The organism is Candidatus Rhabdochlamydia porcellionis, assembly GCF_015356815.2.
Taxonomy (GTDB): domain Bacteria; phylum Chlamydiota; class Chlamydiia; order Chlamydiales; family Rhabdochlamydiaceae; genus Rhabdochlamydia; species Rhabdochlamydia porcellionis.
Map to the genome: position 1 here is coordinate 727,825 of NZ_CP075585.1, position 25,852 is coordinate 753,676.

The following is a 25,852-nucleotide window of genomic DNA, read 5'->3' on the forward strand; positions in this document are numbered from 1 at the left end:
AAAAAATATATAATCATTATTATTTTTTGATATGGCTAAAAAATTTTTAGCTTTAACCGAAAAATAGGAATGATATATGAAGATACTCAACGCACCACGCAAATTCTTAAAAGCAGTTTTAGCAGCTCTACTGTTAAGCAATTTTCTATCAGCAGAAGTACATGATTTAGAAAAATTTACCATAGAGAGATCAGAAGAAAAAAAAAGTATTTATGACTTTTCTACAGATGAGATTTATGAAAGGTTAAAAGAAAAGGGGATTGTCTTGTTACGAGGATTTGATGTTTCTACCCGTGATTTTATCGCATTCTCTAATCAATTTCCAGATACTTTTTTACCTTATCAAGGTGGATCTATCAGGCCTAATGTAGATGGAGATCCCACGGCTATTATCATTACTGAAAAGGACGGGAATCACTCCGTTTATTTTCATGGTGAGCAATATTACCAAAAGATTCATGCGACAACTTTTTGGATGTATGCCTTTATCCCTCCAGTAGCTGACGGAGCTACGTTGCTTTGTGATGGCAGAGAGCTTTATGCAAGATTACCGGAAGAAATTAAGCAATTATTTATGGATAAAAAAATTAAATATTCTAGATGTTTTCCTCGTGAAAAATGGCAAAAAATTTATCAGGTTACTTCTGAAGAAGAACTAGAACCTATTTTAAATAAGCAAGGGATTAACTACTTTATTGATGAAAATTCCAATCTGCATACCACCTATATAACAGAGGCAATTCAACAAGAGAAATGGGCAAATTCCCCCATTTTCATTAATAATGCCTTAGAAATTTTAGAAGATATGCAAGATATGCATCCTAAATATAATCCTGAAAAGACTAAAGAGACTATTTGTGTAACTTTTGAAGATGATACAAAGATCCCAATTGAGGTGATAAATCAAATTCAACAAATTATTGCAGAAATTAAAATGGCTGTTAGATGGCAAAAAAACGATGTTTTAATTTTTGATAATACACGTATTTTACATGCACGAGAAAGATTTCCAGAAAATTCTCGTCGAGAATTGGTTTCTCGTTTGTCTATTCATTAGATCTTTTTTAAGTCTAATCAAGAAAGACCGTTAGCGGTCTTTCTTGATTAGAATCTTATTAAAGGCTTATTCTACGCAATATGGGATTATCAATTTGGTTTTGGGTTGCTTTTCATATTTTGATTATAGGGTTCTTATTCCTAGATCTAAAGGTATTTCATCGATATTTTCGTATTACAGAGTTTAAAACAGCTTGGATAATAACTGGTTTTTGGATCTTATTAGCTTTAATTTTCAATCTAGGAATCTATTTCTGGCAAGGCCCTAAAGTAGCACTGCAGTTCTTTTCAGGATATTTAATTGAAAAATCCTTAAGCATTGATAATTTATTTGTTTTTCTATTGATTTTTCAAGCTTTTCAAATTCCAAAAAAGCAGCAGCAAAGAGTTTTATTTTGGGGGGTACTAGGGGCTTTATTTTTTCGGATTGGATTTATTTTATTAGGTGCAAAATTGGTGCATTCATTCGATTGGGTGCTTTATGTTTTTGCAGTTATTTTGCTATTTACGTCCTACAAGTTATTCAAACAAAAAACGGTCTTTGATATACAGCATTCTTCTATTCTGAAAGTTCTTAAAGTTTTTTTTCCTCTTTGTAAAGAAAAGAACGTAGATTTTTTTATCATAAAAGAAGGGGGTAAATGGAAAATTACCACTCTTTTTTTAGCTCTATTGGTTATTGAAAGCTCAGATATTCTTTTTGCTATAGATTCTATTCCCGCTATTTTTGCTATAACTACAGATCCTTTTATTGTATACACCTCTAATGTCTTTGCTATTTTAGGTTTACGTTCTTTATACTTTGCTATTTATCAATCGATTGAAAGGCTACGCTACTTGCGCTTTGGACTAGCGGCAATGATCCTTTTCATAGCATTAAAAATCATTCTTGCTTCTGTTTTTCCTATTCCTGTTAGCATTTCTTTAATTATTATCTTGCTTATTTTGTCTTTTACAATTACATTTTCTTTTTTCTTAAAAAGAAACATTAACAAACACTAGATCGTCTTATAGAACATGAAGTAAAGTGGCTATAAAAATATTTGACAAATGTTGTTTTAACTAATATACAAGCAAATATTTAAAGGGATGGGTTTGTGTATTATTTATTATTTTTTTTATGTGTTTTTATGTCTATAGCTAACGCAATTTCTCCTGAAAAAGCACTAAAACGTTTGGTTCAGGGTAATAAGAGGTTCACCTCAGACAAATTAAAGCATCCCAATAGGACCGGTATGCGTAGAGAAGCTATAAAGACCACGCAAAAACCCTTTGCAATTATTCTAGGTTGTTCCGATTCAAGAGTTTCCCCAGAAATTATTTTCGATCAAGGCTTAGGAGATCTTTTTATTATACGAGTAGCTGGTAATGTCATCGATGCGGTTGGCATAGATAGCATTGAATATGCAGCAAATCATCTAGGTTCATCTATCGTATTAGTACTAGGTCATGAAAAGTGCGGAGCTGTATCTGCAGTTGTTGCTAATCAGGCCTCTGATATACCAACTGTTGCCAAATTGATTGAGCCTGCTGTGGAAAAGACACGCAATCTAAAAGGAAATCACTTGGTCAATGCAATTACAGCGAATATAAACCAAGTAGTCGAGCAAATACAAAGTACTCCTATGCTTATTAAGCTCATTGAGAAAAAGAAGTTAAAAATAGTGGGTGGTTATTATCATTTAGAGACTGGAAAGGTAGATTTTTTCGAAAATCATCTAACGGCAGCTGCTTCATCTGCAATCCAAAGCGCTTTGGATTGAGGTGTGCCCACTTGTTCTACAGGGAAAGTCTTTTGGCTAGGATGAAAAAGAACTTGGGTTAACATGTCTCTTTTATTTGCTCCTAATACGTAAATACAAATGTTAGAGGCTTGATTGATACAACTAAAAGTTAAGGTCATCCGCCAGCATTTTTTTTGTGGTACATAGTTGGCTATACATAGTCTATCTGTAATATTTAACCCTTCTGTAAGGGGGAATAAAGAAGCTGTATGCCCATCTTCTCCCATTCCTAGCATAACTAAATCAAAAGGACGCTTTCCAAGTACTCTATGGATGGTCTCTTCGTATTTTAAGGCGTTTTCTTTGATATTTACTTCTGCTTCCATTCGATGGATTTGTTCAGTAGGAATGGGCATTTTATTAAAACCTGCTTGCATAGCCATGTGAAAATTATTGTTAGGGTCATCAGGAGGCAAGGCACGCTCGTCGCTGAAAAAAATATGGATATTACACCAGTTTATTTGTTCTCTATAAGGAAATGAGCAAAGTTTTTCAAAAATAGCTTTTGGAGTACTACCGCCAGATAAAGCAACCGCAAAAAATCCATGATCGGCTAAGGCTTGTTTAGAAAGGGCAATAAAATGCTCAGCGCAAAAAGTCAGAGTTTTTTGATAGTTACCAGGAACGATGAGATTTTTAGACTCATCTACAGAGCGAGGTTTTATAGTTTCTATTAGCATGGATCCTTTAAATGGATATTTTGTAGAAGATTTAATACTTGTAAATAATGGGTAGAATTCCCTCGACGGCAAATTTCTTGAACAAGAGAATGTCCAGCCCCTCCTTTAGGAAAAATATAACGAGCTGGAAGAGTGCATTGTTTAAGTGTGGTTTCTTGCACAGTAATATGATTTTGTTGCTCTGTATTTCTAGAAAATAAAAAAGAAGAGGCATCTTTAAGCAGAATTTCTATAGAAACGATTAGACCTGTAGGTAAGTATGTATGAATGACTGGGGCAATAAAAATTCGGATAGGTCCTGATTTTCCTTGATAGGTACAAATAATTTGTTCTTTTTGTTCTTCTAAGCTTTTAAATTCCCATTTTAGCTGACAGGCAAGCCAAGCTTGTAAGTATAAAGATTGAATTTTTGCATGACAGAAAAATGTACTTTGCTGCGCATTATAAAAAACATGCAGAGTTTGCGCTTGTTGTATTTTTTCTAATTTTTCTTCAGAGGAAAAAACAGCGGATAGAATATCCCTCCAATTTTCTATTCGAGCCCAATTTAAATCTGCTATATCGTAATGAAAGCTTTGCTGCTTTAAACAATACTTTGCAAATAAGGAAAGATTACAGGTTGCTTCAGAATCAAAAATGATCCGGCTTGCTAAAGGTTCTAGAGATTGCAGTAAAGGTTCATTTTTGCCTAAATCCTCTCCCCAAACTAGATAGACCGGAAGATCAGGTAAAATATGAGAAAGAACTAGAAAAGGAATACGCATTTGAGAAGAGAGAGATGCTTGAACTTCAATATAGTCACAAGCTACATCGTACTCTGCTTTCCCAGAAAAAAGCATAGAAACCTGTGTAACCAACTCTTCTTTTTGAGAAGCTTGATCAATAGTGATGAAAAGCACACGAGAAGGGAATTTTTCTACTACTGAATGAACAACTTTTTGAAAGTAGGCTTTACGGGGATTATCATAGGTAAAAAAGAGTAAATTAAAGAGACAGGCTCTTGTAATATTTTTTGTTTCTAAAGATTCCCAAATTTTTTTTAATTCTCGCTCAATATGAGCAGGGGATACAGGGTAAGGAGTAGAGGTCATTTTAAATGAACCTCCATTTTCTTCTGTCTTGCAATAAAAGCTGGTCTGCAACTTTTGGTCCCCAGCTGCCTGCAGCATAATTAGGGAAATTCTTATCTATGTTAGCTGAAAAGTATTCTAAAATCGGAGTGATGAATTTCCAAGAATTATACACCTCATCTTGTCTTGCAAAAAGAGTATTATCTCCGAGCATACAATCCAAAATCAGTCTTTCGTATGCTTCAGGAGGGTTTATACCAAAGTAAGAACCGTAGCGAAAATCCATTTTTACTGGTTGAATAGGACCTATTAATCCAGGAACTTTGCAGTTGATTTTCAAAGAAGTTCCTTCATCAGGTTGAATGCGCAATGCAAGAACATTTGCTTCATTTTTTTTTGCTAAATTTTGAAATAAAATTCCTGGAGGATGTTTAAAAATAAGCGCAATTTCAGTTGCCCTTTTAGGCAATCGTTTTCCAGCTCGTAAATAAAAAGGAACTCCTGACCAGCGCCAATTGTCAATAAATAAGCGCAAAGCAGCAAATGTTTCCATATTTGATGTGGCAGAGACATTTTTTTCTTCTCGGTAGCCAATTACCGATTCTGCATTGATATAACCTACAGCATATTGCCCGCGTATCACATGTTGATTCATATCTTCTTTATTAAAAGGGCGGATAGCTTGTAGTACTTTTACCTTCTCATTGCGGATAGAATCCGCTTCTAGGTTAATAGGAGGCTCCATAGCCATAAGCGAGAGCAATTGCATCATGTGGTTTTGTACAATATCGCGCAATAGGCCTGCTTCTTCCCAAAAAGCTCCTCTAGTGCCAATTCCTATGTCCTCAGCAACGGTAATTTGCACATGATCTATATAACGTCTATTCCATAACGATTCAAACAAGGAATTCGCAAAACGAAAAACCAAGATGTTTTGTACGGTTTCTTTGCCTAAGTAATGATCGATTCGATAGATTTGATCCTCTTGTAAAAAACAGAGCAATTTTTGCTGCAGATCTTGAGCAGAAGATAAGTCATGACCAAAAGGTTTTTCTATGATAAGTCGAGAAAACTTTTTTGTTTCTTGGAGCTTGTAAATCAGAGCTGCTTTATGCAAATTTTCGCAGATCAAAGGGAAAAAACTAGGTTGCGTAGCCAGATAGAAAACACGGTTACCTCTAGTATCTAACTTTACATCTAAGGTTTGAAGAAAACCTTGTAGACGCTTAAATCCTTGCTCATCGTGGAATTCTGATTGATAGTAAAAAATCTGTTCCTGAAAATGCTTCCAAAGGGTTTCATCAATGGGTTTAACTCTGGAAAATTGATTAAGAGCCTTTTTTACCTCTTCACGAAACTGCTCATTTGTCTTTTCTTTTCTAGCAAATCCCACGCAAGCAAATTGGGGGGGGAGTTGTCCTTCTCTTGCTAAGTTATAAAGAGCAGGAAGCAGTTTTCTAGCGGTTAGATCTCCTGTGGCACCAAAAATAACTAAAATACAGGGATTTACAAATCGAGTGGATATTCCAGGTTCTTGAAGAGGGGAATCAGACATATGCTTTTGCTATTCGTTTCATTTTTTTATCAACACAAAATTTCATCAAATCTTTAGCAAGATATACTTAATTTTTTTTTGAATGGCAATTAAGATAATCTTGTAAGATGAGAGCAGCAGCTTGTTCATCGCTGATTTGTGCACGTTTTCTTCGGTTTACTCCGCACTCTGTTAAAAACCTTTCTACTTGAGCAGAACTTAATCTTTCATCCCAAAAAACAATAGGCACTTGAAAATGACTTTCTAAAAGAGCAGCAAACATGCGTGTGCGTAGAGCCATATCTCCTTCTTTTCCGTTTAATAATAAAGGAAGTCCTACTACAATAGCTTCTATAAAAGAATATTTAGCTAAAAGATTTTCTAAAGCACTCAAAGGCTTATCTTTTGCCTTAATGCTTCCAAGAGCTGTAGCAATAATTTTTTGCTCATCGGAAATGGCAATTCCTATACGAGTTAAACCAAAATCGATTCCTAAAAGCCTACCCAAGGATTATTCCTTATTTCTATATGAAAATGCAGATGTAATAAACTCTTTGAAAAGAGGGTGGGGATCTGTAGGTTTTGATTTAAACTCAGGGTGAAACTGCACACCAATCATCCAAGGATGGTGTTTAATTTCTGCAATTTCACAAAGATTTCTCTCTTCAAAAATCCCAGAGAAAATCAATCCTTTTTTTTCACAAACTTCTTTATAAGCGTTGTTAAATTCGTACCTGTGGCGATGTCTTTCTGAAATGTTACGCACACCATAGGTTTTTGCAGCTTTAGTGTGGGGAAGAAGATGACAGGCAAAAGCTCCGAGACGCATAGTACCGCCTAAATTAGAGACCTCTTTTTGTTCGCTTAAAAGAGAAATAACAGGGTTTTTGGTATCAGGATCGATTTCTGTAGAATTTGCCTCGCTTAAACCGACTACATTGCGGGCAAACTCTGTGCACAATACTTGCATGCCAAGGCAAATACCTAAATAAGGAATGTGCTGCTCACGACAGTGTTTAGCAACGTGAATCTTTCCTTCCCATCCTCTTTCTCCAAACCCACCAGGTACAAGATATCCATCACAGTTTTCTTTTGTGAAAAATGCGCTATCTAGAATTTTTTCTGCATCAAATAATCTAAGCTCAAGATCAAGTTGGTTTGCTAGTGCTCCATGTTTTAAAGCTTCAAAAACCGACTTATAGGCATCTTGGTGCTGGAGGTATTTGGCAACAATGCCAATTACTACTTTACCCTTGGGATTAGATAAGTTGTGTAGCATCTTTTTCCACTTTGTCAAGTTAGACGGTGGGGTTTTTAATTTTAGCATTTGGCAAATTTTTTCATCTAAGCACTGTTGATGTAAATGAACCGGTACTTCATAGATACTATCTACATCAATGATGTCTACAACTCCTGTCTTTGGCACGCTACAAAATAAACTGATTTTATCCTTAATTTCTTCTCTTAGAGCATTTTCAGCACGACAGAGAATAATGTCAGGTATAATGCCAATTTCTCTTAGGATTTGTACAGAATGCTGCGTGGGTTTTGTCTTAACTTCTCCAGCTGCTTTTAAATAAGGGACATAGGTTAGATGAATGTTTATGCATTGATCAGGGCGCTCATGACGAAATTGACGAATTGCTTCTAAAAAAGGTAAGGATTCAATATCACCAACGGTTCCTCCCACTTCTATTAGAATTACATCTAAGGAATCCTTTCCACAATGCAAAATGCGTTGTTTAATTTCATCTGTAATATGAGGGACAACTTGAACCGTTTTTCCCGAATAATCACCTTTGCGCTCTTTTCTAATTACAGTCTCGTAAATCTGTCCTGATGTTGCATTAGACAATCTAGAAAGCTCAGCGTGCGTATAACGAAAATAATGCCCTAGGTCTAAGTCGGTTTCGGCTCCATCATCTGTGACATAGACCTCTCCATGTTGCAAAGGGCTCATTGTCCCAGGATCAACATTTAAATATGGATCGAGCTTAAGCATTCCAATCTCTAGACCGCGATTCTCCAATAACATAGCAATCGAAGCAGAAGTTAGGCCTTTTCCTAAAGAAGAAACAACCCCACCAGTAATAAATACGTACTTTGTTTTATGCATATAATTTCAAATCCTAAAAAAAACCATTCTAATCTTAAATAGAGTTAAAATTCAATGCTATTCACTGGAGCTTTGAATTGATTATAAAATAAAAATTTTAAAATAGGAGAAGAAAAAGCTTTTAGTGCACAATTCTCAAAGGCGTGTTATAAGCTATAGTGTTAAAAAAAATAAACTTTAAGTAAATCCCATGCTCGATCTGAAATTTATTAAAGAAAACCAAGAAGTTGTACAAGAAGCAATACGACTGAAAAATGTTAATCTGAATTTACAAGAGTTACTGCTATGCGAAGCCCAAGTTGCAGATTGTAAAAAAAAAATAGAGATCTTACAGACAGAGCGTAAAGCTAATGCTAAAAAAGTATCTCAAAGCCCTAAAGAAGAAAGAGGAGATCTTATCTTAAAAGGCAGGGAAATTGGATCCGAGATTGAGCAACTAAAACCGGTTTTAAGCAATTTAGAACATCATTTAAGGGACTACCTTCTTCTTGTCCCTAATATCCCAGCCCAAGAAGCTCCAGTGGGAGAAAATGAGGATTTTAACATAGAAGTCAAAAAATGGGGAAAAGCACCTATCTTTGATTTCCCTTTTCTTAGTCATACAGAAATTCTACAAAAAAACCGATGGGCAGAAGAGAGAATTTCAGAGGTTTGCGGATCTCGAACCTACGCTTTAAAAAATGAGATGGTTTTACTAGAAATGGCTCTTTTACAATTTGCTTTGCGCAAAGCACGATCTAAAGGGTTTGAGCTTATTACAGTTCCATCGCTTGTAAGAGATTTTGCTCTATATGGTACAGGTCATTTTCCTGAGGGAAAAGAGCAAGTCTACTCTCTACCTAAAGACAATCTTTACCTTTCTGGTACAGCAGAGGTGCCAATCAACAGTTTGCACTCTGGAGAGATTTTACAAGAAAAAGAACTGCCTTTGCTTTATGCTGGCCTATCTCCTTGTTTTAGAAGAGAATCTGGTAGCGCTGGTCGTGATGTAAAGGGTCTCATTCGCGTTCATCAATTTTATAAAGTAGAGTTGTTTGTTATTTGTAAAAATGACAAAGAGGAATCTCTTTCTTGGCTTTACAAGCTTCTACAAATCTCCGAAGAGATTATGCAAGATTTAGAATTGCCTTATAGAGTTATTGAATGTTGTACAGGGGATATGGGGCTTGGTAAAGTAAGAATGTTTGATATTGAAGCTTGGGTAGCTAGTGAAGCTAAGTATCGGGAGACACACAGCTGTTCCTCTCTTCACGACTGGCAGTCTCGTAGATCCAATGTTCGTTACCGCACATTAAATGGTGTAGTTAAGTTTTGCCATACATTAAATAATACAGCTATTGCAACCCCACGTATTCTTGTACCCTTCCTTGAAAATCACCAACAGAAAAATGGGAGTATCTATATCCCATCGATATTACATTACAAACAGAAATATCTGCCGTAAGCAATGGCTTAACTATATCTAGAGCTTTGATAAGACTCTTCTGGTTAGCTCTTCTAATTGCTGTTTGAACTTTTGCTCAATAGCTACATAATTTGGATTTTTTAATCCAGCAGCTTCTATCCTCTCATCCAATATGTTTTGGTATTCTTCTTGATGATTGCTAGCAAGAGCTTCTATCCACTTGTCATGGTTAATAAGAAAATCAAAATACTCTTTTTGGTTTTCCTGCTTACTTAAGACAAATGTTTTAGCTTCCTGTAGATCTTTGCTTGTTAAAGCACTACAGTCAAAATAGAGCATTTCTTGCGCATCTATAGGGAGGTTTAGCGCTTCTTTTAGTTGAATAGGATATCCAAGATAGACTTCAACCTCATCAAAGAAAGGTAGAGCTGGAATTTTTTTACGAGCAACATCTTCTAATATATTGATAGCCCATAGACCTTTAAGAAAATCAGCTAATTCCTTCATTTCCTTAAGACTTATCTTTGCAAGTCGATAGGCAACGCCTAAATGTAAAATAGACAACGTCACTCTATCTCCACAGGTTGTTGCTGCATCTTGAATAACCGTATAAAAAACCTTATGGAATTCTTGATTGTCGTTAGCCTGGATTAAATAGTCTAGCACCTTAGTAGCCAATGCTTTTTGTAGATATCCTCCTTTTTGAAAATCAGCGATATCAGATAGTCGATGTAACCAAGAGCGTAGCTCTTCTGTTTTTTCTAAGTGAAATAACTCTATAGAGTTCTTTTCGGTTATTCGATGCAGAGTTGCTAAAGATTCCTCAATAGAGCTTTCTTTTTTTCTTGTTCTATCAACTATTGAATAACTAATACTAGGACCTCTATATGCTGAATTAGTAGCAATTCTTCTAAGCCTTGCTAGAATATCCAATGAAAAGTTGCATCCTTCTAAGCTAATATAGCAAGTTCTTGGGAGATCTAGTATTTCCATAGGAATACCGGACAAAGTAGAGTTATTATCAAGGTTTAAACTCTCTAAAAGAGGAAAAGCAGCAATGGTGTAAGGCAAGGTTATAAGCTTGTTATTGCTAAGATCTAATACTTCTAACTCTTTCATACCGCTCATATTAGGCAAGGTTTCAAGCTCATTCTTAAAGAGGTTTAAGCATATTAGTTTGGATAGGCTATTGATTGTATCAGATAGGACTCGAAGTTTATTTTTACTAAGATTCAACGTTTTTAGCTCTTTCATACCGCTCATATTAGGCAAGGTTTCAAGCTCATTTCTAGAGAGGTTTAAGAAGGTTAGTTTAGAGAGGCTATTGATTGTATCAGGAAAGATTTGGAAGCTATTTTTGCTAAGATCCAACGTTTTTAGCCCTTGCATACCGCTCATATTAGGCAAGGTTTCAAGCTCATTTCTAGAGAGGTTTAAGGATATTAGTTTAGAGAGGGTATTGATTGTATCAGGAAAGATTCGGAGCCTGTTTTTGCTAAGATCCAATATTTTTAGCTCCTGCATACCACTCATATCAGGCAGAGTTTCAAGCTCATTTTTAGAGAGGTTTAAGAAGGTTAGTTTAGAGAGGCTATTGATTGTATCAGGAAAGATTTGGAAGCTATTTTTGCTAAGATCCAACGTTTTTAGCCCTTGCATACCGCTCATATTAGGCAAGGTTTCAAGCTCATTCTTAAAGAGGTTTAAGAAGGTTAGTTTAGAGAGGGTATTGATTGTATCAGACAGGATTTGAAGCCTGTTTTTGCTAAGATCCAATATTTTTAGCTCCTGCATACCACTCATATTAGGCAAGGTTTCAAGCTCATTTTTAGAGAGGTTTAAGAAGGTTAGTTTAGAGAGGTGCATTGTCTCAGATAAGGTTTTAAAGTTGTTAAAGCTAAGATCCAATATTTTTAGCTCTTGCATACCACTCATATTAGGTAGAGTTTCTAATTCGTTTCCATAGAGGTCTAAGAAGGTTAATCTAGTTAAGTGCATTGTCTCAGATAAGGTTTTAAAGTTGTTAAAGCTAAGATCTAGTGTTCCTGTTAGCTTGTGAAAGCAAGGGTAGTGAAAAATTTCAGGTAAGGAGCTTAATTTTAGGGTAGATAGATTTAATGTATTTTCTTTATTTTTTAAAAAATTAAGAATCCTATTTTTAGCATGTATTCTACTTTCTTCTAAAGGTATCTCGTTTTTCCATTGTTGCAAAATAGCAGCAACTTGGAACTTTGCTTTTTCCTCTATCTCAGTATTTCGGTGTGTTACAAAACAATGCCGGATTAAAGTTATTGCACTTAAAACTCCTCCTGCAGCAATTGCTACTGCTCCAGCTGTAGTAAGTAATGAGGAAGATGCAGCAAGAATAGTAACGCCGCCGCTAGCTGCTACCAAGGTGCCAACTATGCTAGTTAACACGCAGTGTTTATCATGTATTCTTTTGTCTATGATTCTCTGGTTAATGTGTACTGGCGCTATTCTGTTGATTGTCATACTTTACCACTTCTATAAATCTTAAATTTTGAGTTTTCTAATTCTAGTAACTCTGCAGGCATAACCCAAAAATGAGGGTTTTTGATTCATGAGATAACTGGTTATGTTTTTCTTCTGCATTAATAGAAAAAAATTATATTTATCTACTTGCTTTTTTTAAATGTTTCTCTTGCATAAGGTAAATTTTTTATGTAAAAGCATAGTAACTATTTAATAAGGTGGTCTTTCGGTTGGTTTTGCTTAGGGATCTTAAAAAAAATGAAGAAGAAAAATAAAGCTCCATTTTTCATTTTATGCTCTTTAGCTGTAATACTTCTATCAATGATGTATTTGAGTAATATCAATATTGCTGTATTGAATCCTAAGGGCATGATCGCATTAAAAGAGCGTAATTTGTTTATCAAAATTACCTTGATCATGCTTATTGTGGTTATCCCTGTTTTTATCCTTACTTGGGTTATTTCTTGGAAATACAGAGAGGGAAATAAAGCTAAATATACACCAGATTGGGATAAACATTTATTGTCTGAATCTGTCTGGTGGGGACTTCCCTGTGCCATTGTTTTAGTAATGTCGATATTGGTTTGGAAAGGTAGTCATGAGTTAGATCCATTTAAACCCCTTGAATCAGATAAGAGACCCCTTAGAGTACAGGTGGTTGCACTGCAATGGAAATGGCTATTTATCTATCCAGAACAGGGAATTGCAACTATAAATTTCTTACAATTTCCAGAAAAAACTCCGATTAATTTTGAAATAACCGCAGATGCTCCTATGAATTCTTTTTGGATTCCAGAGCTAGGTGGTCAGATTTATGCAATGCCGGGGATGGAAACCAAACTACACCTTATAGCTAATGAAAAAGGGTTTTTTAGAGGTTCATCAGCTAATTTAAGTGGAAAGGGTTTTGCGGGAATGACATTTATTGCTAAAGCCAGTTCTCCGGCTGATTTCTATCAATGGGTGGATTCATTTAATGAATCCTCCAATTTTCTTAATTTAGCAGAGTATACCAGGTTAGCAGAGCCTAGTGAAAATGATCCTACAGCTTTTTATATCCTAGAAAAGCAAGATTTATACGATTGGATTGTCAAGAAATATACGATGCCAACGACAAGGATGGATTGATATGTTTGGAAAATTAACTTGGAGTGCTTTTCGTCAGGACCCTATTGAAATCGCAGCAGGAATCTCGATGGTTCTTGGTCTAATGGTTGTTTTAGGGCTTTTATGGTATTTTAAGCGATTTAAGTGGCTTTGGACGCAGTATTTAACCTCACTTGACCCAAAAAAAATTGGAGTGATGTACATTGTAGTCGTCTTTATCATGCTATTAAAAGCAGTATTCGACGCTGGTATGATACGCTTACAGCAGATTCTTTCTGTCAGCGATGCTCATGGATATTTGTCATCACCGCATTTTCAGCAGGTTTTTACAGCCCATGGCACGACAATGATTTTCTTTGTGGGTATGGGCCTTGTATTTGGAATTTTAAATCTCATTGTACCCTTACAAATTGGTGCACGTGATGTGGCTTTTCCTTTTTTAAATTCTCTGAGTTTCTATTTATTTTCTGTAGGAGCAATTCTTCTTCTTATATCTCTTATTATTGGTAAATTTTCTGGAACTGGTTGGGTAGCATATCCTCCGCTTTCAGGTCTTAAGTACAATTCTGGAGTAGGAGTGGATTACTGGATATGGAGTGTGCAGATTGCAGGTATTGGTAGCTTACTTTCAGGTATTAACTTTCTTGTTACTATTTTGAAAATGCGCTGTCCAGGAATGACTTTAATGAAAATGCCGCTATTTGTTTGGAGTGCTTTATGTACGATGGCTCTAGTTGTTTTTGCTTTTCCGATCTTAACAGCAACTATTGGAATGCTTTCTTTAGACAGATTATTGCACATGCATTTTTTTACTGCTGATTTTGGAGGTAACCCCATGATGTACATCAATCTCATTTGGGCATGGGGTCATCCTGAGGTGTATATTTTGATTTTGCCTGCTTTTGGGATTTTTTCAGAAGTGGTTGCTACTTTTTCACAAAAGCGATTATTTGGTTATGACTCAATGGTATGGGCTCTTGTTGCCATTACCTTGTTATCTTTTCTTGTTTGGTTGCATCACTTTTTTACCATGGGATCTGGAGCTAATGTGAATGCTTTTTTTGGCATTATGACCATGCTTATTGCTATCCCTACAGGTGTAAAAATTTTTAACTGGTTATTTACCATGTTTAGAGGTCGAGTGCATTTTACAACACCCATGCTTTGGTTTTTAGGTTTCGTTTTTATCTTTACTACAGGTGGTATGACCGGTATTTTGCTGTCAGTTGCACCAATAGATTTTCAAGTACATAATAGTCTATTTTTAATTGCACATTTCCACTCTATGGTCATAGGTGGAGTTTTATTCGGTTTTTTAGCGGGCATTACTTATTGGTTCCCTAAGTTTATGGGTTTTAAGCTCCATGAAGGGTTAGGTAAATATGCCTTTTGGTGTTGGTTTATTGGTTTTTTATTGGCTTTCATGCCCTTATATGTTTTAGGGCTGATGGGAGCTAGTAGACGTTTAGACCACTATGAAGCATCTACCGGATGGCAACCTTTATTTATAGTTGCAGCTATTGGGGTTACCATTATCATCTGCGGTATTTTATTTCAAATCTTGCAGGTGCTTGTAAGCATTAAACAGCGTAAAAAAAATAGGGATCTTACAGGAGATCCATGGAATGGTAGAACGCTAGAATGGTCTACTTCTTCACCACCACCATTTTATAATTTTGCCATCCTTCCTGAAGTTCATGAACGGGACTCTTTTTGGATAGTGAAACACACCAAAACAATAGAAAAACCACACTATAAAGACATTCATATGCCCAAAAACACACCAATGGGGCTATTTATTGGCGGATTTAGCTTCGTTTTAGGGTTTGCTTTAATTTGGCATATTATTTGGCTCGGTATAGTTGGTCTTATTGGTGTAATTGCCTGCATTGTTATTCGCATGTCTGACGATGACATCGATTACTATGTGCTAGCTACAGAAATAGAGGAAATAGAAGCAAGATGCAAGAATCTATAAACCAAGAAAACATGGAAAAGACTGTCTTTGGATTTTGGGTCTATCTAATGACAGATTGTATTTTATTTGCAACGCTTTTTGCAACATATGCAGTGCTGCGCAATAACACGTATGGTGGACCTTCTGGATATGAGTTATTTTCTCTACCATTTGCTTTAAGCGAAACTCTTATCCTGCTAATTAGTAGTTTTACTTGTGGACTTGCTATGTTAGCAGCGCAGGTTAAAGATCGAAAAAGAGTGCTTGTTTGGTTAGGGATTTCTTTTTTATTGGGAATCACTTTTTTAACAATGGAATTAAAAGAATTTATTCATTTAATTTATGAAGGAAATAGCTGGAAGAGAAGCGGGTTTCTATCTGCTTTTTTTACTCTTGTAGCAACGCATGGATTACATATTACGGCTGGCTTATTATGGATGGTTTTTGTTGTAGTACAGCTTTTGCATAAAGGGATTATTTATATTACTTTTAAAAGACTTACCTGTTTGAGCATGTTCTGGCACTTTTTAGATGTCGTATGGATTTTTATATTTACTATTGTATACCTAATGGGAGCTATATGAATCAAGAAACTGGAGTTTTTAAATCTTATTTGATAGGGTTTTTGCTATCCATTCTATTGACTTTGGTGGCTTATTTTATAGTGGTAGAGCATGTATTTAGTAGTGGGATTTTAGTTTCTACTATTATTGGTTTAGGCGTTGTGCAGATGTTCATTCAATTGTTATTTTTTTTGCATTTAGGTCAAGAACCTAAACCTTATTGGAACTCTCTGCTTTTTCTTTTTATGTTAACGATCCTTGTAATTTTAGTGATTGGATCGCTCTGGATTATGGAAAACTTAAAGTATAATGTGATGCCAAATATGTAACAGAGATGAAAAGAAGTACATGATCAAAACTTATTTTATGCTTACTAAACCTGGAATTATATTTGGTAATGTAATAACCGCAGCAGGTGGGTTTATTCTTGCATCAAAAGCACAGGTTGATCCTTGGTTATTTTTAGCAACTCTTATAGGTTTATCGCTGCTTATTGCATCGGCTTGCGTCTTTAATAATTATATTGATCGCAATATAGATAAAATGATGGAAAGAACTAAAAATCGAGCTCTAGCAAGGGGGGTGATTTCTCTGCAAAAGGCTATTATATTTGCTGTTTTTCTTGGATTATTCGGTGTCTTGGTGTTAATGCTATACATCAATCTTTTAACGACAATCATTGCGCTCGCTGGTTTTTTTATTTATGTGGTCTTGTATAGTTTATCAAAACACCGTTCCTCTTATGCAACCGCTATAGGAAGTATTTCAGGGGGCATACCGCCAATTGTTGGTTATTGTGCTGTAGTTAATCGTTTTGATATGGGAGCTTTTCTACTATTTATGATCGTAGCTCTTTGGCAAATGCCACATTTTTTTGCAATTGCTATGTATCGACTTGATGATTATGCTGCTGCATCAATCCCTGTTTTGCCTGCTAAAAGAGGTGTCTATATTACCAAGGTGCACATGCTGTTTTATATCATGGCCTTTCTTATTCCTGTGTGTATGCTGACGCTATGGGGCTATACAGGATATGCATATTTAATAGTTGTAGGTTTACTCGGCCTTATTTGGCTTTTTTTGTGTATAAAAGGCTTTAAAAATACTAATGATAGGCTCTTTGGACGCCAAATGTTTCGCTTTTCGCTTGTAGTCATTATGATGCTATGCATCATGATTTGTATTAGCATAGCATAAGAGATCTAAGCTTGGATTTCAAAAAGAAACCAAGTTCTTCTTTCTGTTTCATCTATGAATACTTCTAAGATACTAGCTGTTGCAACATCGTTATGATCTGCGCAAATTTGATGGGTAGACCGCATGTGAGTTGCATAGTTTTTGTTATCGTGCATGAGATGTTGAATCATTTTTTTTGGTTCTAGTATAATTTCATCATCTTTAATTTTTTGTAGCCGACTAATATGATTTATCGAGCATATTGTTGTTCCACCTAATTTGCGAACGCGTTCTGCTAAAACGTCAATCATGGCAAAAATTTGTTCTGCTTGCTCATCGAATAAAAGATGGTAATCGCGAAAATGGCTACCTGACATATGCCAATGGAAGCTTTTTGTTTTTACATATAAAGCAAAAGCATCAGCAACTAGGGGATTAATGCTTTTGCAGATTTCTTGGCGACCTTTTAAGTTACTTGGAGTTGCTAACTTTGTGGGTATTGTTTTTTTACTCATTTTTGCATCCTTTTATTCTTTAACATAATACTTTAGATCATTAGCACGCCCGTTCATATGATAAAAGAAACAGCCATCTTCTAGATCTCCATATAAGTAAGTACCAAATTTTAAATGGATTGCATTTATTTCACTTAGAGTTTTATTTAACAGGGCTTTTTTAAAATTTCTATGAACGTAGTCTTCCATATAGTTGTTTTTACACATGGGCATAATAAAATGATGATAATAATCCACATGCGCTATATGAGCATGATCAGACCATCCATAAACCCTTGTTAAAGGAATGAAGCTGTTTCCTTCAACATAATTATCCGCAGGGCCAAAGCAAGAACTTTGCATATCTCCTATGAGAGAAGAGTGGAATTTCCCACTAAAATGAATCCATTTGATGTTCTTATTCATAAGCATAGAGCTTAAACAAGCATTGAGATTGAATTTTTTTGTAAAACACATATCGTGTTGATGAATGAAAATAAAAGGGGTTGTTACACATTTTAAAGCTAGGCGAATAGTACCGGAGAGTTGGACCCATTCTTCACAAAATAGCAGTTTTGTATTAGCAAAAATTGGGTCGGTTTTTTGAAGATTTTTAATTTTTTTCTTATATAAATCATAGTTAGAACGCCTATCTTTAAATCCAGGAGCTATTCCATCAAAAACAATGATTTTTTTACTCTTTGCAAGAGTGGAATTTATGAATAAACTTGCCTGGGCAAGATAGAGATGTTCATCTAAGGGGACCGTACAAATAGGATGAGTAGTTGTAATAACTGTAATAAGCTCTGCAGCTTTATGATCATCTAAGAGCATATCTATACCGATACTTTTTATCATTCCATATCTAAACTGTATTAAAGAATCAATAGTTCTACTTCCAACATGGACAAAATAATAATTAGCTGGTATAAAATAAGAATTATGTATAAAGAAACAACTTCATTCTGCCCTTCCATTAAAATGGTTCTATTTGATCATGACGATACCTTGGTTGGGACTCTTAAAGCAAAATGGGCACAACATAAGTACATTGCACAAACATTCTATGGTAAAAAACTCAAAAATGAAGAACTGCGGTTTCATTGGGGAAAGCCTTTGACCTTATTACTTAAGCTGTTATATGAGACAGATCACGTTAACATAGCTATGTCTTATAATATAGCTACACGGAGTAAATTTCCCAAAACTCTATTTAAAGATACGATAAGCACTCTGAATGCCTTGCATAGTTTAGGAAAAAAATTAGGTCTTGTAACTGCCACCACCCGCTCTAATCTAGAGTATGACTTGAAAACATTAAGAATCCCTAGTGAGTTATTTGATTACATACAAACAGAAGATGACACAGTATTTCATAAACCTGATTCTCGTGTATTTGATCCTGCTCTTTTCTGGTTAGCTAAGCAAGGTATTCAACCTCATGAAGTGCTTTATGTAGGAGATCTTCTTAATGATATGATTGCAGCAAGAGGAGCAGGGATTGAGTTCATTGGTGTTGGAACAGGAATATTTTCTGTTGAAGAATTTAAAAAACATCAAGCCAAAGGAATCAATCGGCTTTCTGATTTAATCGATTTGTTTCGTAACTATGACACATGTGTAGTCTAGTTAAAAGAAAATCGCGATTCTATTAAGGATAGACAAAAAAATCATTCTTAATATAAAATATTTTACTATGAGTCTTAATAAAAAATATCATTCAGCTAAAGCTATCCTTTTTGACTATGGAGATACATTAGTTGGGACTCTTAAAGCAAAGTGGGCACAACATAAGTATATTGCACAAACATTCTATGGTAAAAAACTTAAAAACGATGAGCTACGACTTCATTGGGGCAAGCCTTTGACCTTGCTACTTAAGTTGCTATATGAAACAGGTCATGTTGATATACCCATGTCTTATAATATAGCTACACGAAGTAAATTCCCTAAATTTTTATTTAAGGATACTCTGAAAACTTTAAAAATTCTTCGTGGTTTAGGAAAAAAACTGGGTCTTGTAACTGCCACTGCTAGGTATAGTTTAGAGTATGATTTACAAACCCTAAACATTCCCAAAGGGTTATTTGATTATATACAAACAGAGGAGGATACAATATTTCATAAACCCGATCTTCGTGTATTTGATCCCGCTCTTCTTTGGACGGCTAAGCAAGGTATTCAACCCCGTGAAGTACTTTATGTAGGAGATCTTCTTAATGATATGATTGCAGCAAGAGGAGCAGGGATTGAGTTCATTGGTGTTGGAACAGGAATAATTTCTGTTGAAGAATTTAAAAAACATCAAGCTGAAGGAATCAATCGGCTTTCTGATTTAATCGATTTGTTTCGTAACTATGACACATGTATCTAAAAGGCCCGTTGACTCATTTCCCTTATACAGATCCTGTTTATACCCAAGTCCTTAGGCTTTACTTATTATTCACTTTCATAAACAGGGTGGATTTGGAACCCAGCTTGCTTTACAGCAAAGATCAGCTGAACAATAGGTTCCCACATTGCTTGTTTGTCGATATGTAAGAGAACTTGTGTTTTTAGCGTATCTTTGGGTAAAAGGCCGAGTTCTTGTTGTTTTTTAAGCTCTAATTGTACATCTAATGGGCAAGAAATCAGATATTCATTAAATTCTGTGATCCATTTGTACTCTCCCTTATTATTTATACTCAAATGCACGGTATAGCGGTTGTCTTGAGGAATAGGGGCATCTGTTTTTGTTTGGACCTTAACTAAACTGATCTCACGATCAAAAAGGCTGGCTCGAGTAACCGCAATCACTGCAAAAACAGCTACGATTAAAAACAAAAAATCAATCATAGGAGCTAAATTAAGATGGTTGTATCTTTTGAGTTCTTCTTCGGGGATTAAGTTCATATATTTGTACTCTTGTTTTGAGCATCGATGAGAGAAGCTATTTGATGGGTTTCACTCTCTACTAATACTAATGTTTTTACCAATCTGTATTTAGCAGAAGAATGTAAAATAAGCGCTAAAATAGCTACAATTAATCCAACAACGGTAGTACCTACAGAAATTCCGAGTCCATCGAATAGCATAGAAACGCTCTCTATAGATCGATTGACATCATAAAAAGCATAAAACATGCCAAAAACAGTGCCTAATAAACCGAGCATAGGGGCAATAATAGCAATATCATTAAGTAAATTAATTCTTTGCCAAAATGTTGCGGTAACTCTTTTGCCTTCTGCTTTCATGATTTCAACCATTACTGGAAACCCGTAGCGCCTGGAATGAATACCCGTTGTTACCAAATGACAAAATAGCGTTTTCTCTTGTTTACATATCCCTAAAGCTTCGTCAAAATTATGACGGGTTACTTGAGAACGAAGCGTATCGACTAAAGATTGAGAAACTTTTGTACTATTACGCAGAGAAGATAGACAGTAGAACCATAAGCAAAGAGCAAATGTGGACATTCCAAATAAAAGCATATAGATGAGAGGTGCTCCAGAAAATGCCTGTTTAAAGTCAATTACCATCATCTTTGAAGGAAAGTCAGAAATTGACTCTTGCAGCTGTGTAAATGAGGTCTCGTCTGAAGTTTCCCTAGATGAAGTATCTAAATGAGCATCTTCTTCTAAAGCAATGAGCTGTTCTTTGACACTGTTTAATTCTTGATCGAGTAAAGAAAATTCCTGCTCAATTGTTACAAGATCTGAGGTATCGAGTTCTGCAGGGTTGGCATACAAAACATTAAGCTGCATTAAGCCAACAACTAAAATAGACTTTAACTTCATTTTAGGATATCTCCTTTAAAATTCTAAAAATGCTATAGCTTTTAACTTTGTTTTTTAGCTTATCAAGCTGGATTGGAATAGATCAAGAAGAATAAGAGAGATATAGGCAACAAAATAACAATTAGCTATTATGCTTTAGATCTACATACAAATTTTTGCTAATTATGAAACCAAAAGATTTAAAGTTTCCTTTTTCTTGGGATGAAAGAAAACCTCTAATTTTTGAAAATATTTTATTTGTACCTCAATATTACATGAACCATAGAGAATGGGGTTTTATAAATTGGTACAATTCTCAAGTATTTAAAGATCAATTGCCTATTCATATTGAATACTGTAGTGGAAATGGCTGTTGGTTGATTGAAAAAGCAAAAAATCATCCTGAAATCAACTGGATTGCTGTTGAAAAAAAATTTGAAAGAGTGCGTAAAATTTGGTCTAAAATGCGTAATTTAAGCCTGACTAATATATTGATTGTTTGTGGTGAAGCTCTTACTTTTACAAAAAATTATGTGGCAGATGCAAGCTTTCAGAAAATCTATATCAACTTCCCGGATCCTTGGCCTAAAGAAAAACATGCAAAAAACCGCTTATTACAAGAGCCTTTTCTCATAGAACTAAGCAAGAAAGCCAAGCCACAAACAGAGACTATTGTCGCTACCGACCATCTAGACTATGTACAGCAGATTGTATCTGCTGTAAGTTCGAGTAAAAAATGGGATTTTTCTTTGAAAAATCCTTTTTATACCAATCATTGGGAAGGTTATGGCTCTTCTTATTTTGAGCAGTTATGGAAAGCAAAGGGCAAGCAAGTGTATTATTTACCTTTTTTAAATAAGAGATAAAAATGCCGTTCTCCAAAGCAAAACAAATTATTTTACCATCTGGGTTATCTGCAGATTTAGATTGGGAAACGCAAAGGCTTCTAGCTTTTCAAGAAGTTTCTATTCTTTGGCATCTTGATTTTTCTTTTTCTACCATGCATTTTTCTCCTCAGGACTTCTTAAAAAGCCAATCACAATTGTTTGCAATAGAGCATTTTTGTCGGACAATTTGGAATGACTGTAAAAAAAATACAGCTGGGGTGATCCTTTATCAAGGAGCAACAGATTTTTCTAGAATTTTTCCAAAAGAGCTTTGGTTGGAATCTTTTCTTAAGTGGTTAGATCTGTTTATACAAAATGCTGCGCATGAACATGAGTTAAAAGAAGCTTCTTCTAATTCTCTAGAGCATTATTATGAGCTATATGCTGCTAAATTATTTGCAGAACTTATGCAAAGATTTCTTGTCTTCTTACCAGAGGAATGTGTTACATTATTGCTGATTGAAGTTAAAGAGCCTTTGTCTTTCTTAGCGCAAAAATTTTCTCTAGAATGGTGTGAATCATTTGTTCTATTAGATTTAAAGAAAAAACCATTGCCTTTTTTACATCAGAAAGCACGTTTAGGAATTTGTTTACCTCTCGATTCTCATTGTGATCAAAAGACATTAAGTCAGATTAATTCCATTTTACTTCGCCTAAAGAAGAAGCAGATAGATTTTAGATGTATTCCTGAATCTAAATTAAACCATTTTTGGAATGGATTAGATAGCATCTTGGTTTTTTCTAGAACATTATCAAATCAAGGAAGAAGGCAATTGCAAGGATTTTGTGCAACAGGCGGTAGGGTTGTTGTAGAAGGGGGGAGTCTCTACTTGCCTCAGGAAGTGTCTATGTTTGATTTTTTACAAGTCTTTTAAAGCTTTTAATTTTTGAAATAAAGTTTGCTCTGGTTGGATGTTGTGTAGAAAGTAGCTAAGAAAGCGCTCTTTTAGAGAATGGTAAATAGGCTCATTTGTACATTTTTTTTCTCCCTCAGGCAAGGCTAGTATACTAATTGCCTCTGAAAGGCGGATGGAATGCAGTGTATTTAGCTCTTGATTTTCAAAGCAAAGGGTTGTATTTTCTAAATGGGTTTTTAATTCTACCAAAGATAAATAACGCTCTTCCATTTGAACCTTTTTGGAAATTTGATATAGATCATGTAGCCTAGATACAACATGAAGATAATCATTATTTATATTTGCATCTTTTTTACCGCTTATCTCAAAAACATGTTCAGCGCACGCCTTAATCTCTTGGTGAAGTAAGTTATAATAAAGAAGAGGATGATTACCTTTTGATAATGCCATATAAATTCACCTTTTGAATTCAGTATAGCTATTATAAAATTTAGTAATAGAAAATAATCGGAGCAAAGGGATTTGAACCCCTGACCCCCTGCTCCCAAAGCAGGTGCGCTAGCCAAACTGCGCTATGCTCCGATAAAACATAAGATATCTTAGATCATTTATTTTTTTCTTACAAGCGTTTATCAAGAGATCGTGCCAACGCAAAAAATATTTACGCTGAGATCTATAGAGAAAAACTAGAATTTATAAGAAAAAAGTGTTGCAACGATATTCTGAGAAAGGGATAAGAAGTGAAAACTGCCTCTAAAAAAGGACTTTTTAAACGCGCTAAATAATTAATAGACTAGAATTAAGGAGAAAAATATGACATTTCGCAGCTTAAAAATTCTATCTTGTGAATATGCACTCCCTTTTTTTAAAAAAATTTATAGAAAAAAATCGGTTTCTGAAAAAAAAAACCGCTTTTCATTTAAAAAAATAGATAAAAAACTTTACTATACTGTTATTTCCACAAAGACGAAAAGTACATTTTACTAGATACTAGCATAGATTGTATAGTAGCTGATTTAATGAATATCATTTAAGAGAGTAGAATATGACTTTTTTTCATCATTTACCATCAGTTGCTCAATTATATGATCTTGCTAAAGATCCGGTTGATTTAACAAAAGAAGGGGTCTTAACTGCTAAACGCATTGATAATATGATGTTAGAGGGATTAGGACTTAAATTGTTTTATGCAACAGAAAAAGTTAGTGAGAAAGATATTTTTGTTTTGTGCCAACTAGCCGAAGAAGCACAGGCTGTTAAGAAAATGACAGATATGCAAAACGGGCAGGTTATTAATTTTATTAAAGGCTTTCCTAGTGAAAATAGGCCTGCAATGCACACTGCAGTTCGAGATTTTTTTGAGCAATGTAATACTTCTTTAGAAGCAAAGCAAGCAACAGAGTTGGGGTATAAGGAATTAGAAAAACTTCGTTTCTTTTTAGATGAGATAGAAAAAAAATCTCAAATAACAACAGTTATTCAAATCGGCATCGGTGGTTCAGATTTAGGGCCTGAAGCGATTTATTTAGCTTTAGAAGCTTTTCATAAGCCAGATCGCAAAGTATATTTCTTGTCTAATATTGACCCAGATGAAGGCGCTCGTATTTTTCAACAAGTTGATCTAGAAAAAACCCTTGTTGTCGTAGTTTCCAAATCAGGAACTACCCTAGAAACTATGACAAATGAGCAATTTGCAAGAGAGAAGTTTAAGCAAGCAGGTCTTACTACAAAACATCACTTTGTAGCTGTAACGGGCAAGAGGAGTCCAATGGATAATAAAGAACAGTATATGGATTGTTTTTATATCTGGGATTATATCGGTGGCCGCTATTCTGTTACTTCTATGGTAGGTGCTTTTGTTTTAGCGTTTTCTTTAGGAATGGATCGTTTTTTAGATTTCTTAAAAGGAGCAAATGCTATGGATAAAATAGCTCTTGGCTCTGATCCTTATGCAAACTTGCCTTTAATGTCCGCCTTATTGGGAATATGGAACCGTAATTTTTTAGGATTTCCTACTACTGCAATCATTCCTTATTCACAAGCCTTATCTCGTTTCCCAGCTCACTTGCAGCAACTAGACATGGAATCTAATGGAAAAAGCATTGATAAAGCAGGGCATTTCGTTGAATATGATACAGGTCCCATTATTTGGGGAGAACCTGGTACAAATAGCCAACATTCTTTTTTCCAATCTATTCATCAAGGCACAACAGTTGTTCCTATTGAATTTATTGGATTTAAAGAAAATCAATATAAGGAAGATATTTTCTATCAACACACCACCTCCCAAGAAAAGTTATTAGCCAATTTATTTGCTCAATCTATAGCACTTGCAATTGGACAAAAAAGTGATAATCCTAATACTTTTTTTTCTGGTAATCGTCCTAATCGCATTTTATTAGCCGATAAATTAGATCCTTTTACAATGGGAGCTATTTTAGCTTTTTATGAACATAAAATTGTTTTTCAGGGTTTTATTTGGAATATCAACTCTTTTGATCAAGAAGGAGTGCAACTTGGCAAGAATTTAGCCTCAAAAATGCTTGAACAATTTTCCCTTCAAAGGCAAGGAAAATCAATGGATACAAAAGGGTTTCCTTTAGGAGTTGCTTATCTAGAACATTTGTCCTTTGGATCCTAACATGATTAGATCTAGAGAAACCTATATCTAAAAAAAAAGAGAACATTCTAGAAAAAAATGCATTAGAGAGAACAGATGATTGATTTATCTCATGAAATCCCACAATAAATCGACATTAACCCTTGTTCCTAATTAGTTCTTTTATTGGAATGCGCTATTTCTATATATGTCTATTTCATCATCTATTTGGGCTTGCATATTGAGAGGAGGATAAAAAATATAGCTATATATTTTTTTTATTGCTTTTGATGACGTTTCTTTCTTTTGCTCTTAAAAT

At 34.9% G+C, this 25,852-nt stretch carries 25 protein-coding genes and 1 tRNA gene; 14 read left to right on the forward strand and 12 right to left on the reverse strand.

Annotation, left to right across the window (positions count from 1 at the left end):
• The first annotated feature begins 76 nt into the window (after positions 1 to 76).
• The 3 genes from RHAB15C_RS03335 (at position 77) to RHAB15C_RS03345 (ending at position 2,819) form a co-directional block, all read left to right on the forward strand.
• Positions 77 to 1,057: a TauD/TfdA family dioxygenase gene (locus RHAB15C_RS03335; RefSeq protein ID WP_194845658.1), complete on the forward strand. Its 981-nt coding sequence runs from the start codon at positions 77 to 79 to the stop codon at positions 1,055 to 1,057.
• Between the two features lie 80 nt (positions 1,058 to 1,137).
• Entirely contained in the window at positions 1,138 to 2,058 is a 921-nt protein-coding gene (locus RHAB15C_RS03340) for a TerC/Alx family metal homeostasis membrane protein (protein WP_194845657.1), read from the forward strand.
• Between the two features lie 128 nt (positions 2,059 to 2,186).
• The gene (locus tag RHAB15C_RS03345) at positions 2,187 to 2,819 is read left to right on the forward strand and encodes a carbonic anhydrase (RefSeq protein WP_194845656.1); all 633 of its coding nucleotides are present in this window, start codon (positions 2,187 to 2,189) and stop codon (positions 2,817 to 2,819) included.
• Here RHAB15C_RS03345 and pgl read toward each other — a convergent pair.
• The 5 genes from pgl to pyrG all read right to left on the reverse strand — a co-directional run bounded on the left by pgl (position 2,771) and on the right by pyrG (position 8,240).
• Complete coding sequence (pgl, locus tag RHAB15C_RS03350) at positions 2,771 to 3,520, reverse strand: 6-phosphogluconolactonase (protein WP_194845655.1); 750 nt, start codon at positions 3,518 to 3,520, stop codon at positions 2,771 to 2,773. The genes RHAB15C_RS03345 and pgl overlap by 49 nt on opposite strands.
• Positions 3,514 to 4,611, reverse strand: coding sequence for a glucose-6-phosphate dehydrogenase assembly protein OpcA (locus tag RHAB15C_RS03355; RefSeq protein ID WP_194845654.1), 1,098 nt, complete (start codon positions 4,609 to 4,611; stop codon positions 3,514 to 3,516). The genes pgl and RHAB15C_RS03355 overlap by 7 nt, the downstream gene beginning before the upstream one ends.
• A gap of 1 nt (position 4,612) precedes the next feature.
• Positions 4,613 to 6,145: a glucose-6-phosphate dehydrogenase gene (zwf, locus tag RHAB15C_RS03360; RefSeq protein WP_194845653.1), complete on the reverse strand. Its 1,533-nt coding sequence runs from the start codon at positions 6,143 to 6,145 to the stop codon at positions 4,613 to 4,615.
• 67 nt (positions 6,146 to 6,212) lie between these two features.
• Positions 6,213 to 6,632, reverse strand: a complete 420-nt coding sequence (gene ruvX, locus RHAB15C_RS03365; RefSeq protein ID WP_194845652.1) for a Holliday junction resolvase RuvX — start codon at positions 6,630 to 6,632, stop codon at positions 6,213 to 6,215.
• Between the two features lie 3 nt (positions 6,633 to 6,635).
• Positions 6,636 to 8,240: a CTP synthase gene (gene pyrG / locus RHAB15C_RS03370; protein ID WP_194845651.1), complete on the reverse strand. Its 1,605-nt coding sequence runs from the start codon at positions 8,238 to 8,240 to the stop codon at positions 6,636 to 6,638.
• 190 nt (positions 8,241 to 8,430) lie between these two features.
• Between pyrG and serS the strand changes: the two genes are divergently transcribed.
• Positions 8,431 to 9,684, forward strand: coding sequence for a serine--tRNA ligase (gene serS, locus RHAB15C_RS03375; RefSeq protein ID WP_194845650.1), 1,254 nt, complete (start codon positions 8,431 to 8,433; stop codon positions 9,682 to 9,684).
• 18 nt (positions 9,685 to 9,702) lie between these two features.
• Here the strand turns inward: serS and RHAB15C_RS03380 are convergent, their stop codons facing one another.
• Positions 9,703 to 12,138 carry an NEL-type E3 ubiquitin ligase domain-containing protein gene (locus tag RHAB15C_RS03380; protein WP_194845649.1) on the reverse strand — a complete coding sequence of 812 codons (2,436 nt, stop codon included), beginning with the start codon at positions 12,136 to 12,138 and terminating at the stop codon, positions 9,703 to 9,705.
• Positions 12,139 to 12,396: 258 nt separating this feature from the next.
• On the opposite strand from RHAB15C_RS03380, the gene cyoA reads away from it, so the two are divergent.
• From cyoA to cyoE, 5 genes are read left to right on the forward strand one after another with little or no spacing between them, the layout of a single operon-like run.
• Positions 12,397 to 13,266 (forward strand): ubiquinol oxidase subunit II, encoded by an 870-nt coding sequence (gene cyoA / locus RHAB15C_RS03385; RefSeq protein WP_194845648.1) that lies wholly within the window; start codon positions 12,397 to 12,399, stop codon positions 13,264 to 13,266.
• 1 nt (position 13,267) lies between these two features.
• Positions 13,268 to 15,223 carry a cytochrome o ubiquinol oxidase subunit I gene (gene cyoB, locus RHAB15C_RS03390; RefSeq protein WP_194845647.1) on the forward strand — a complete coding sequence of 652 codons (1,956 nt, stop codon included), beginning with the start codon at positions 13,268 to 13,270 and terminating at the stop codon, positions 15,221 to 15,223.
• Positions 15,208 to 15,786 (forward strand): cytochrome o ubiquinol oxidase subunit III, encoded by a 579-nt coding sequence (gene cyoC / locus RHAB15C_RS03395; protein ID WP_194845646.1) that lies wholly within the window; start codon positions 15,208 to 15,210, stop codon positions 15,784 to 15,786. The genes cyoB and cyoC overlap by 16 nt, the downstream gene beginning before the upstream one ends.
• Positions 15,783 to 16,094, forward strand: coding sequence for a cytochrome o ubiquinol oxidase subunit IV (gene cyoD, locus RHAB15C_RS03400; RefSeq protein WP_194845645.1), 312 nt, complete (start codon positions 15,783 to 15,785; stop codon positions 16,092 to 16,094). The genes cyoC and cyoD overlap by 4 nt, the downstream gene beginning before the upstream one ends.
• Positions 16,095 to 16,113: 19 nt before the next feature.
• Positions 16,114 to 16,962: a heme o synthase gene (gene cyoE, locus RHAB15C_RS03405; RefSeq protein WP_194845644.1), complete on the forward strand. Its 849-nt coding sequence runs from the start codon at positions 16,114 to 16,116 to the stop codon at positions 16,960 to 16,962.
• A 5-nt stretch (positions 16,963 to 16,967) separates the two neighbouring features.
• On the opposite strand, the gene RHAB15C_RS03410 is transcribed toward cyoE, so the two are convergent.
• A complete protein-coding gene (locus RHAB15C_RS03410; RefSeq protein ID WP_194845643.1) occupies positions 16,968 to 17,456 on the reverse strand; it encodes a Dps family protein in 489 nt (162 codons plus the stop codon).
• A gap of 12 nt (positions 17,457 to 17,468) precedes the next feature.
• Complete coding sequence (locus RHAB15C_RS03415) at positions 17,469 to 18,293, reverse strand: hypothetical protein (RefSeq protein WP_194845642.1); 825 nt, start codon at positions 18,291 to 18,293, stop codon at positions 17,469 to 17,471.
• 84 nt (positions 18,294 to 18,377) lie between these two features.
• Between RHAB15C_RS03415 and RHAB15C_RS03420 the strand changes: the two genes are divergently transcribed.
• Positions 18,378 to 19,064 (forward strand): HAD family hydrolase, encoded by a 687-nt coding sequence (locus tag RHAB15C_RS03420; protein ID WP_194845641.1) that lies wholly within the window; start codon positions 18,378 to 18,380, stop codon positions 19,062 to 19,064.
• A gap of 67 nt (positions 19,065 to 19,131) precedes the next feature.
• A complete protein-coding gene (locus RHAB15C_RS03425; RefSeq protein WP_194845640.1) occupies positions 19,132 to 19,809 on the forward strand; it encodes an HAD family hydrolase in 678 nt (225 codons plus the stop codon).
• Positions 19,810 to 19,874: 65 nt separating this feature from the next.
• Here RHAB15C_RS03425 and RHAB15C_RS03430 read toward each other — a convergent pair whose 3' ends face one another.
• Positions 19,875 to 20,327 (reverse strand): ExbD/TolR family protein, encoded by a 453-nt coding sequence (locus tag RHAB15C_RS03430; RefSeq protein ID WP_194845639.1) that lies wholly within the window; start codon positions 20,325 to 20,327, stop codon positions 19,875 to 19,877.
• Positions 20,324 to 21,211 (reverse strand): MotA/TolQ/ExbB proton channel family protein, encoded by an 888-nt coding sequence (locus RHAB15C_RS03435; RefSeq protein ID WP_194845638.1) that lies wholly within the window; start codon positions 21,209 to 21,211, stop codon positions 20,324 to 20,326. Before RHAB15C_RS03435 ends, RHAB15C_RS03430 begins: the two co-directional genes overlap by 4 nt.
• Before the next feature lie 164 nt (positions 21,212 to 21,375).
• On the opposite strand from RHAB15C_RS03435, the gene trmB reads away from it, so the two are divergent.
• Entirely contained in the window at positions 21,376 to 22,056 is a 681-nt protein-coding gene (gene trmB, locus RHAB15C_RS03440) for a tRNA (guanine(46)-N(7))-methyltransferase TrmB (protein WP_194845637.1), read from the forward strand.
• 2 nt (positions 22,057 to 22,058) lie between these two features.
• A complete protein-coding gene (locus RHAB15C_RS03445; RefSeq protein WP_194845636.1) occupies positions 22,059 to 22,952 on the forward strand; it encodes a hypothetical protein in 894 nt (297 codons plus the stop codon).
• Here the strand turns inward: RHAB15C_RS03445 and RHAB15C_RS03450 are convergent.
• Together RHAB15C_RS03450 and RHAB15C_RS03455 are read right to left on the reverse strand one after the other, a co-directional pair.
• Entirely contained in the window at positions 22,938 to 23,384 is a 447-nt protein-coding gene (locus RHAB15C_RS03450; RefSeq protein WP_194845635.1) for a hypothetical protein, read from the reverse strand. The genes RHAB15C_RS03445 and RHAB15C_RS03450 overlap by 15 nt on opposite strands.
• A 57-nt stretch (positions 23,385 to 23,441) precedes the next feature.
• Positions 23,442 to 23,516: transfer RNA gene (locus RHAB15C_RS03455), tRNA-Pro, on the reverse strand.
• Positions 23,517 to 23,979: 463 nt separating this feature from the next.
• Between RHAB15C_RS03455 and RHAB15C_RS03460 the strand changes: the two genes are divergently transcribed.
• Complete coding sequence (locus RHAB15C_RS03460; protein WP_194845634.1) at positions 23,980 to 25,575, forward strand: glucose-6-phosphate isomerase; 1,596 nt, start codon at positions 23,980 to 23,982, stop codon at positions 25,573 to 25,575.
• Positions 25,576 to 25,852 lie beyond the last annotated feature (277 nt).

Bases quoted from the DNA above. Each gene is read 5' to 3' on its own strand.
- RHAB15C_RS03460 (WP_194845634.1), top strand. From the start codon at position 23,980: ATGACTTTTTTTCATCATTTACCATCAGTTGCTCAATTATATGATCTT.
- RHAB15C_RS03345 (WP_194845656.1), top strand. From the start codon at position 2,187: ATGTCTATAGCTAACGCAATTTCTCCTGAAAAAGCACTAAAACGTTTG.
- RHAB15C_RS03380 (WP_194845649.1), bottom strand. From the start codon at position 12,138: ATGACAATCAACAGAATAGCGCCAGTACACATTAACCAGAGAATCATA.
- RHAB15C_RS03425 (WP_194845640.1), top strand. From the start codon at position 19,132: ATGAGTCTTAATAAAAAATATCATTCAGCTAAAGCTATCCTTTTTGAC.
- serS (WP_194845650.1), top strand. From the start codon at position 8,431: ATGCTCGATCTGAAATTTATTAAAGAAAACCAAGAAGTTGTACAAGAA.
- RHAB15C_RS03415 (WP_194845642.1), bottom strand. From the start codon at position 18,293: ATGATAAAAAGTATCGGTATAGATATGCTCTTAGATGATCATAAAGCT.
- trmB (WP_194845637.1), top strand. From the start codon at position 21,376: ATGAAACCAAAAGATTTAAAGTTTCCTTTTTCTTGGGATGAAAGAAAA.
- cyoA (WP_194845648.1), top strand. From the start codon at position 12,397: ATGAAGAAGAAAAATAAAGCTCCATTTTTCATTTTATGCTCTTTAGCT.
- RHAB15C_RS03450 (WP_194845635.1), bottom strand. From the start codon at position 23,384: ATGGCATTATCAAAAGGTAATCATCCTCTTCTTTATTATAACTTACTT.
- cyoE (WP_194845644.1), top strand. From the start codon at position 16,114: ATGATCAAAACTTATTTTATGCTTACTAAACCTGGAATTATATTTGGT.
- cyoB (WP_194845647.1), top strand. From the start codon at position 13,268: ATGTTTGGAAAATTAACTTGGAGTGCTTTTCGTCAGGACCCTATTGAA.
- RHAB15C_RS03410 (WP_194845643.1), bottom strand. From the start codon at position 17,456: ATGAGTAAAAAAACAATACCCACAAAGTTAGCAACTCCAAGTAACTTA.
- cyoC (WP_194845646.1), top strand. From the start codon at position 15,208: ATGCAAGAATCTATAAACCAAGAAAACATGGAAAAGACTGTCTTTGGA.
- RHAB15C_RS03445 (WP_194845636.1), top strand. From the start codon at position 22,059: ATGCCGTTCTCCAAAGCAAAACAAATTATTTTACCATCTGGGTTATCT.
- RHAB15C_RS03355 (WP_194845654.1), bottom strand. From the start codon at position 4,611: ATGACCTCTACTCCTTACCCTGTATCCCCTGCTCATATTGAGCGAGAA.
- RHAB15C_RS03420 (WP_194845641.1), top strand. From the start codon at position 18,378: ATGTATAAAGAAACAACTTCATTCTGCCCTTCCATTAAAATGGTTCTA.
- RHAB15C_RS03335 (WP_194845658.1), top strand. From the start codon at position 77: ATGAAGATACTCAACGCACCACGCAAATTCTTAAAAGCAGTTTTAGCA.
- RHAB15C_RS03435 (WP_194845638.1), bottom strand. From the start codon at position 21,211: ATGAAGTTAAAGTCTATTTTAGTTGTTGGCTTAATGCAGCTTAATGTT.
- pyrG (WP_194845651.1), bottom strand. From the start codon at position 8,240: ATGCATAAAACAAAGTACGTATTTATTACTGGTGGGGTTGTTTCTTCT.
- pgl (WP_194845655.1), bottom strand. From the start codon at position 3,520: ATGCTAATAGAAACTATAAAACCTCGCTCTGTAGATGAGTCTAAAAAT.
- RHAB15C_RS03340 (WP_194845657.1), top strand. From the start codon at position 1,138: ATGGGATTATCAATTTGGTTTTGGGTTGCTTTTCATATTTTGATTATA.
- cyoD (WP_194845645.1), top strand. From the start codon at position 15,783: ATGAATCAAGAAACTGGAGTTTTTAAATCTTATTTGATAGGGTTTTTG.
- zwf (WP_194845653.1), bottom strand. From the start codon at position 6,145: ATGTCTGATTCCCCTCTTCAAGAACCTGGAATATCCACTCGATTTGTA.
- RHAB15C_RS03430 (WP_194845639.1), bottom strand. From the start codon at position 20,327: ATGAACTTAATCCCCGAAGAAGAACTCAAAAGATACAACCATCTTAAT.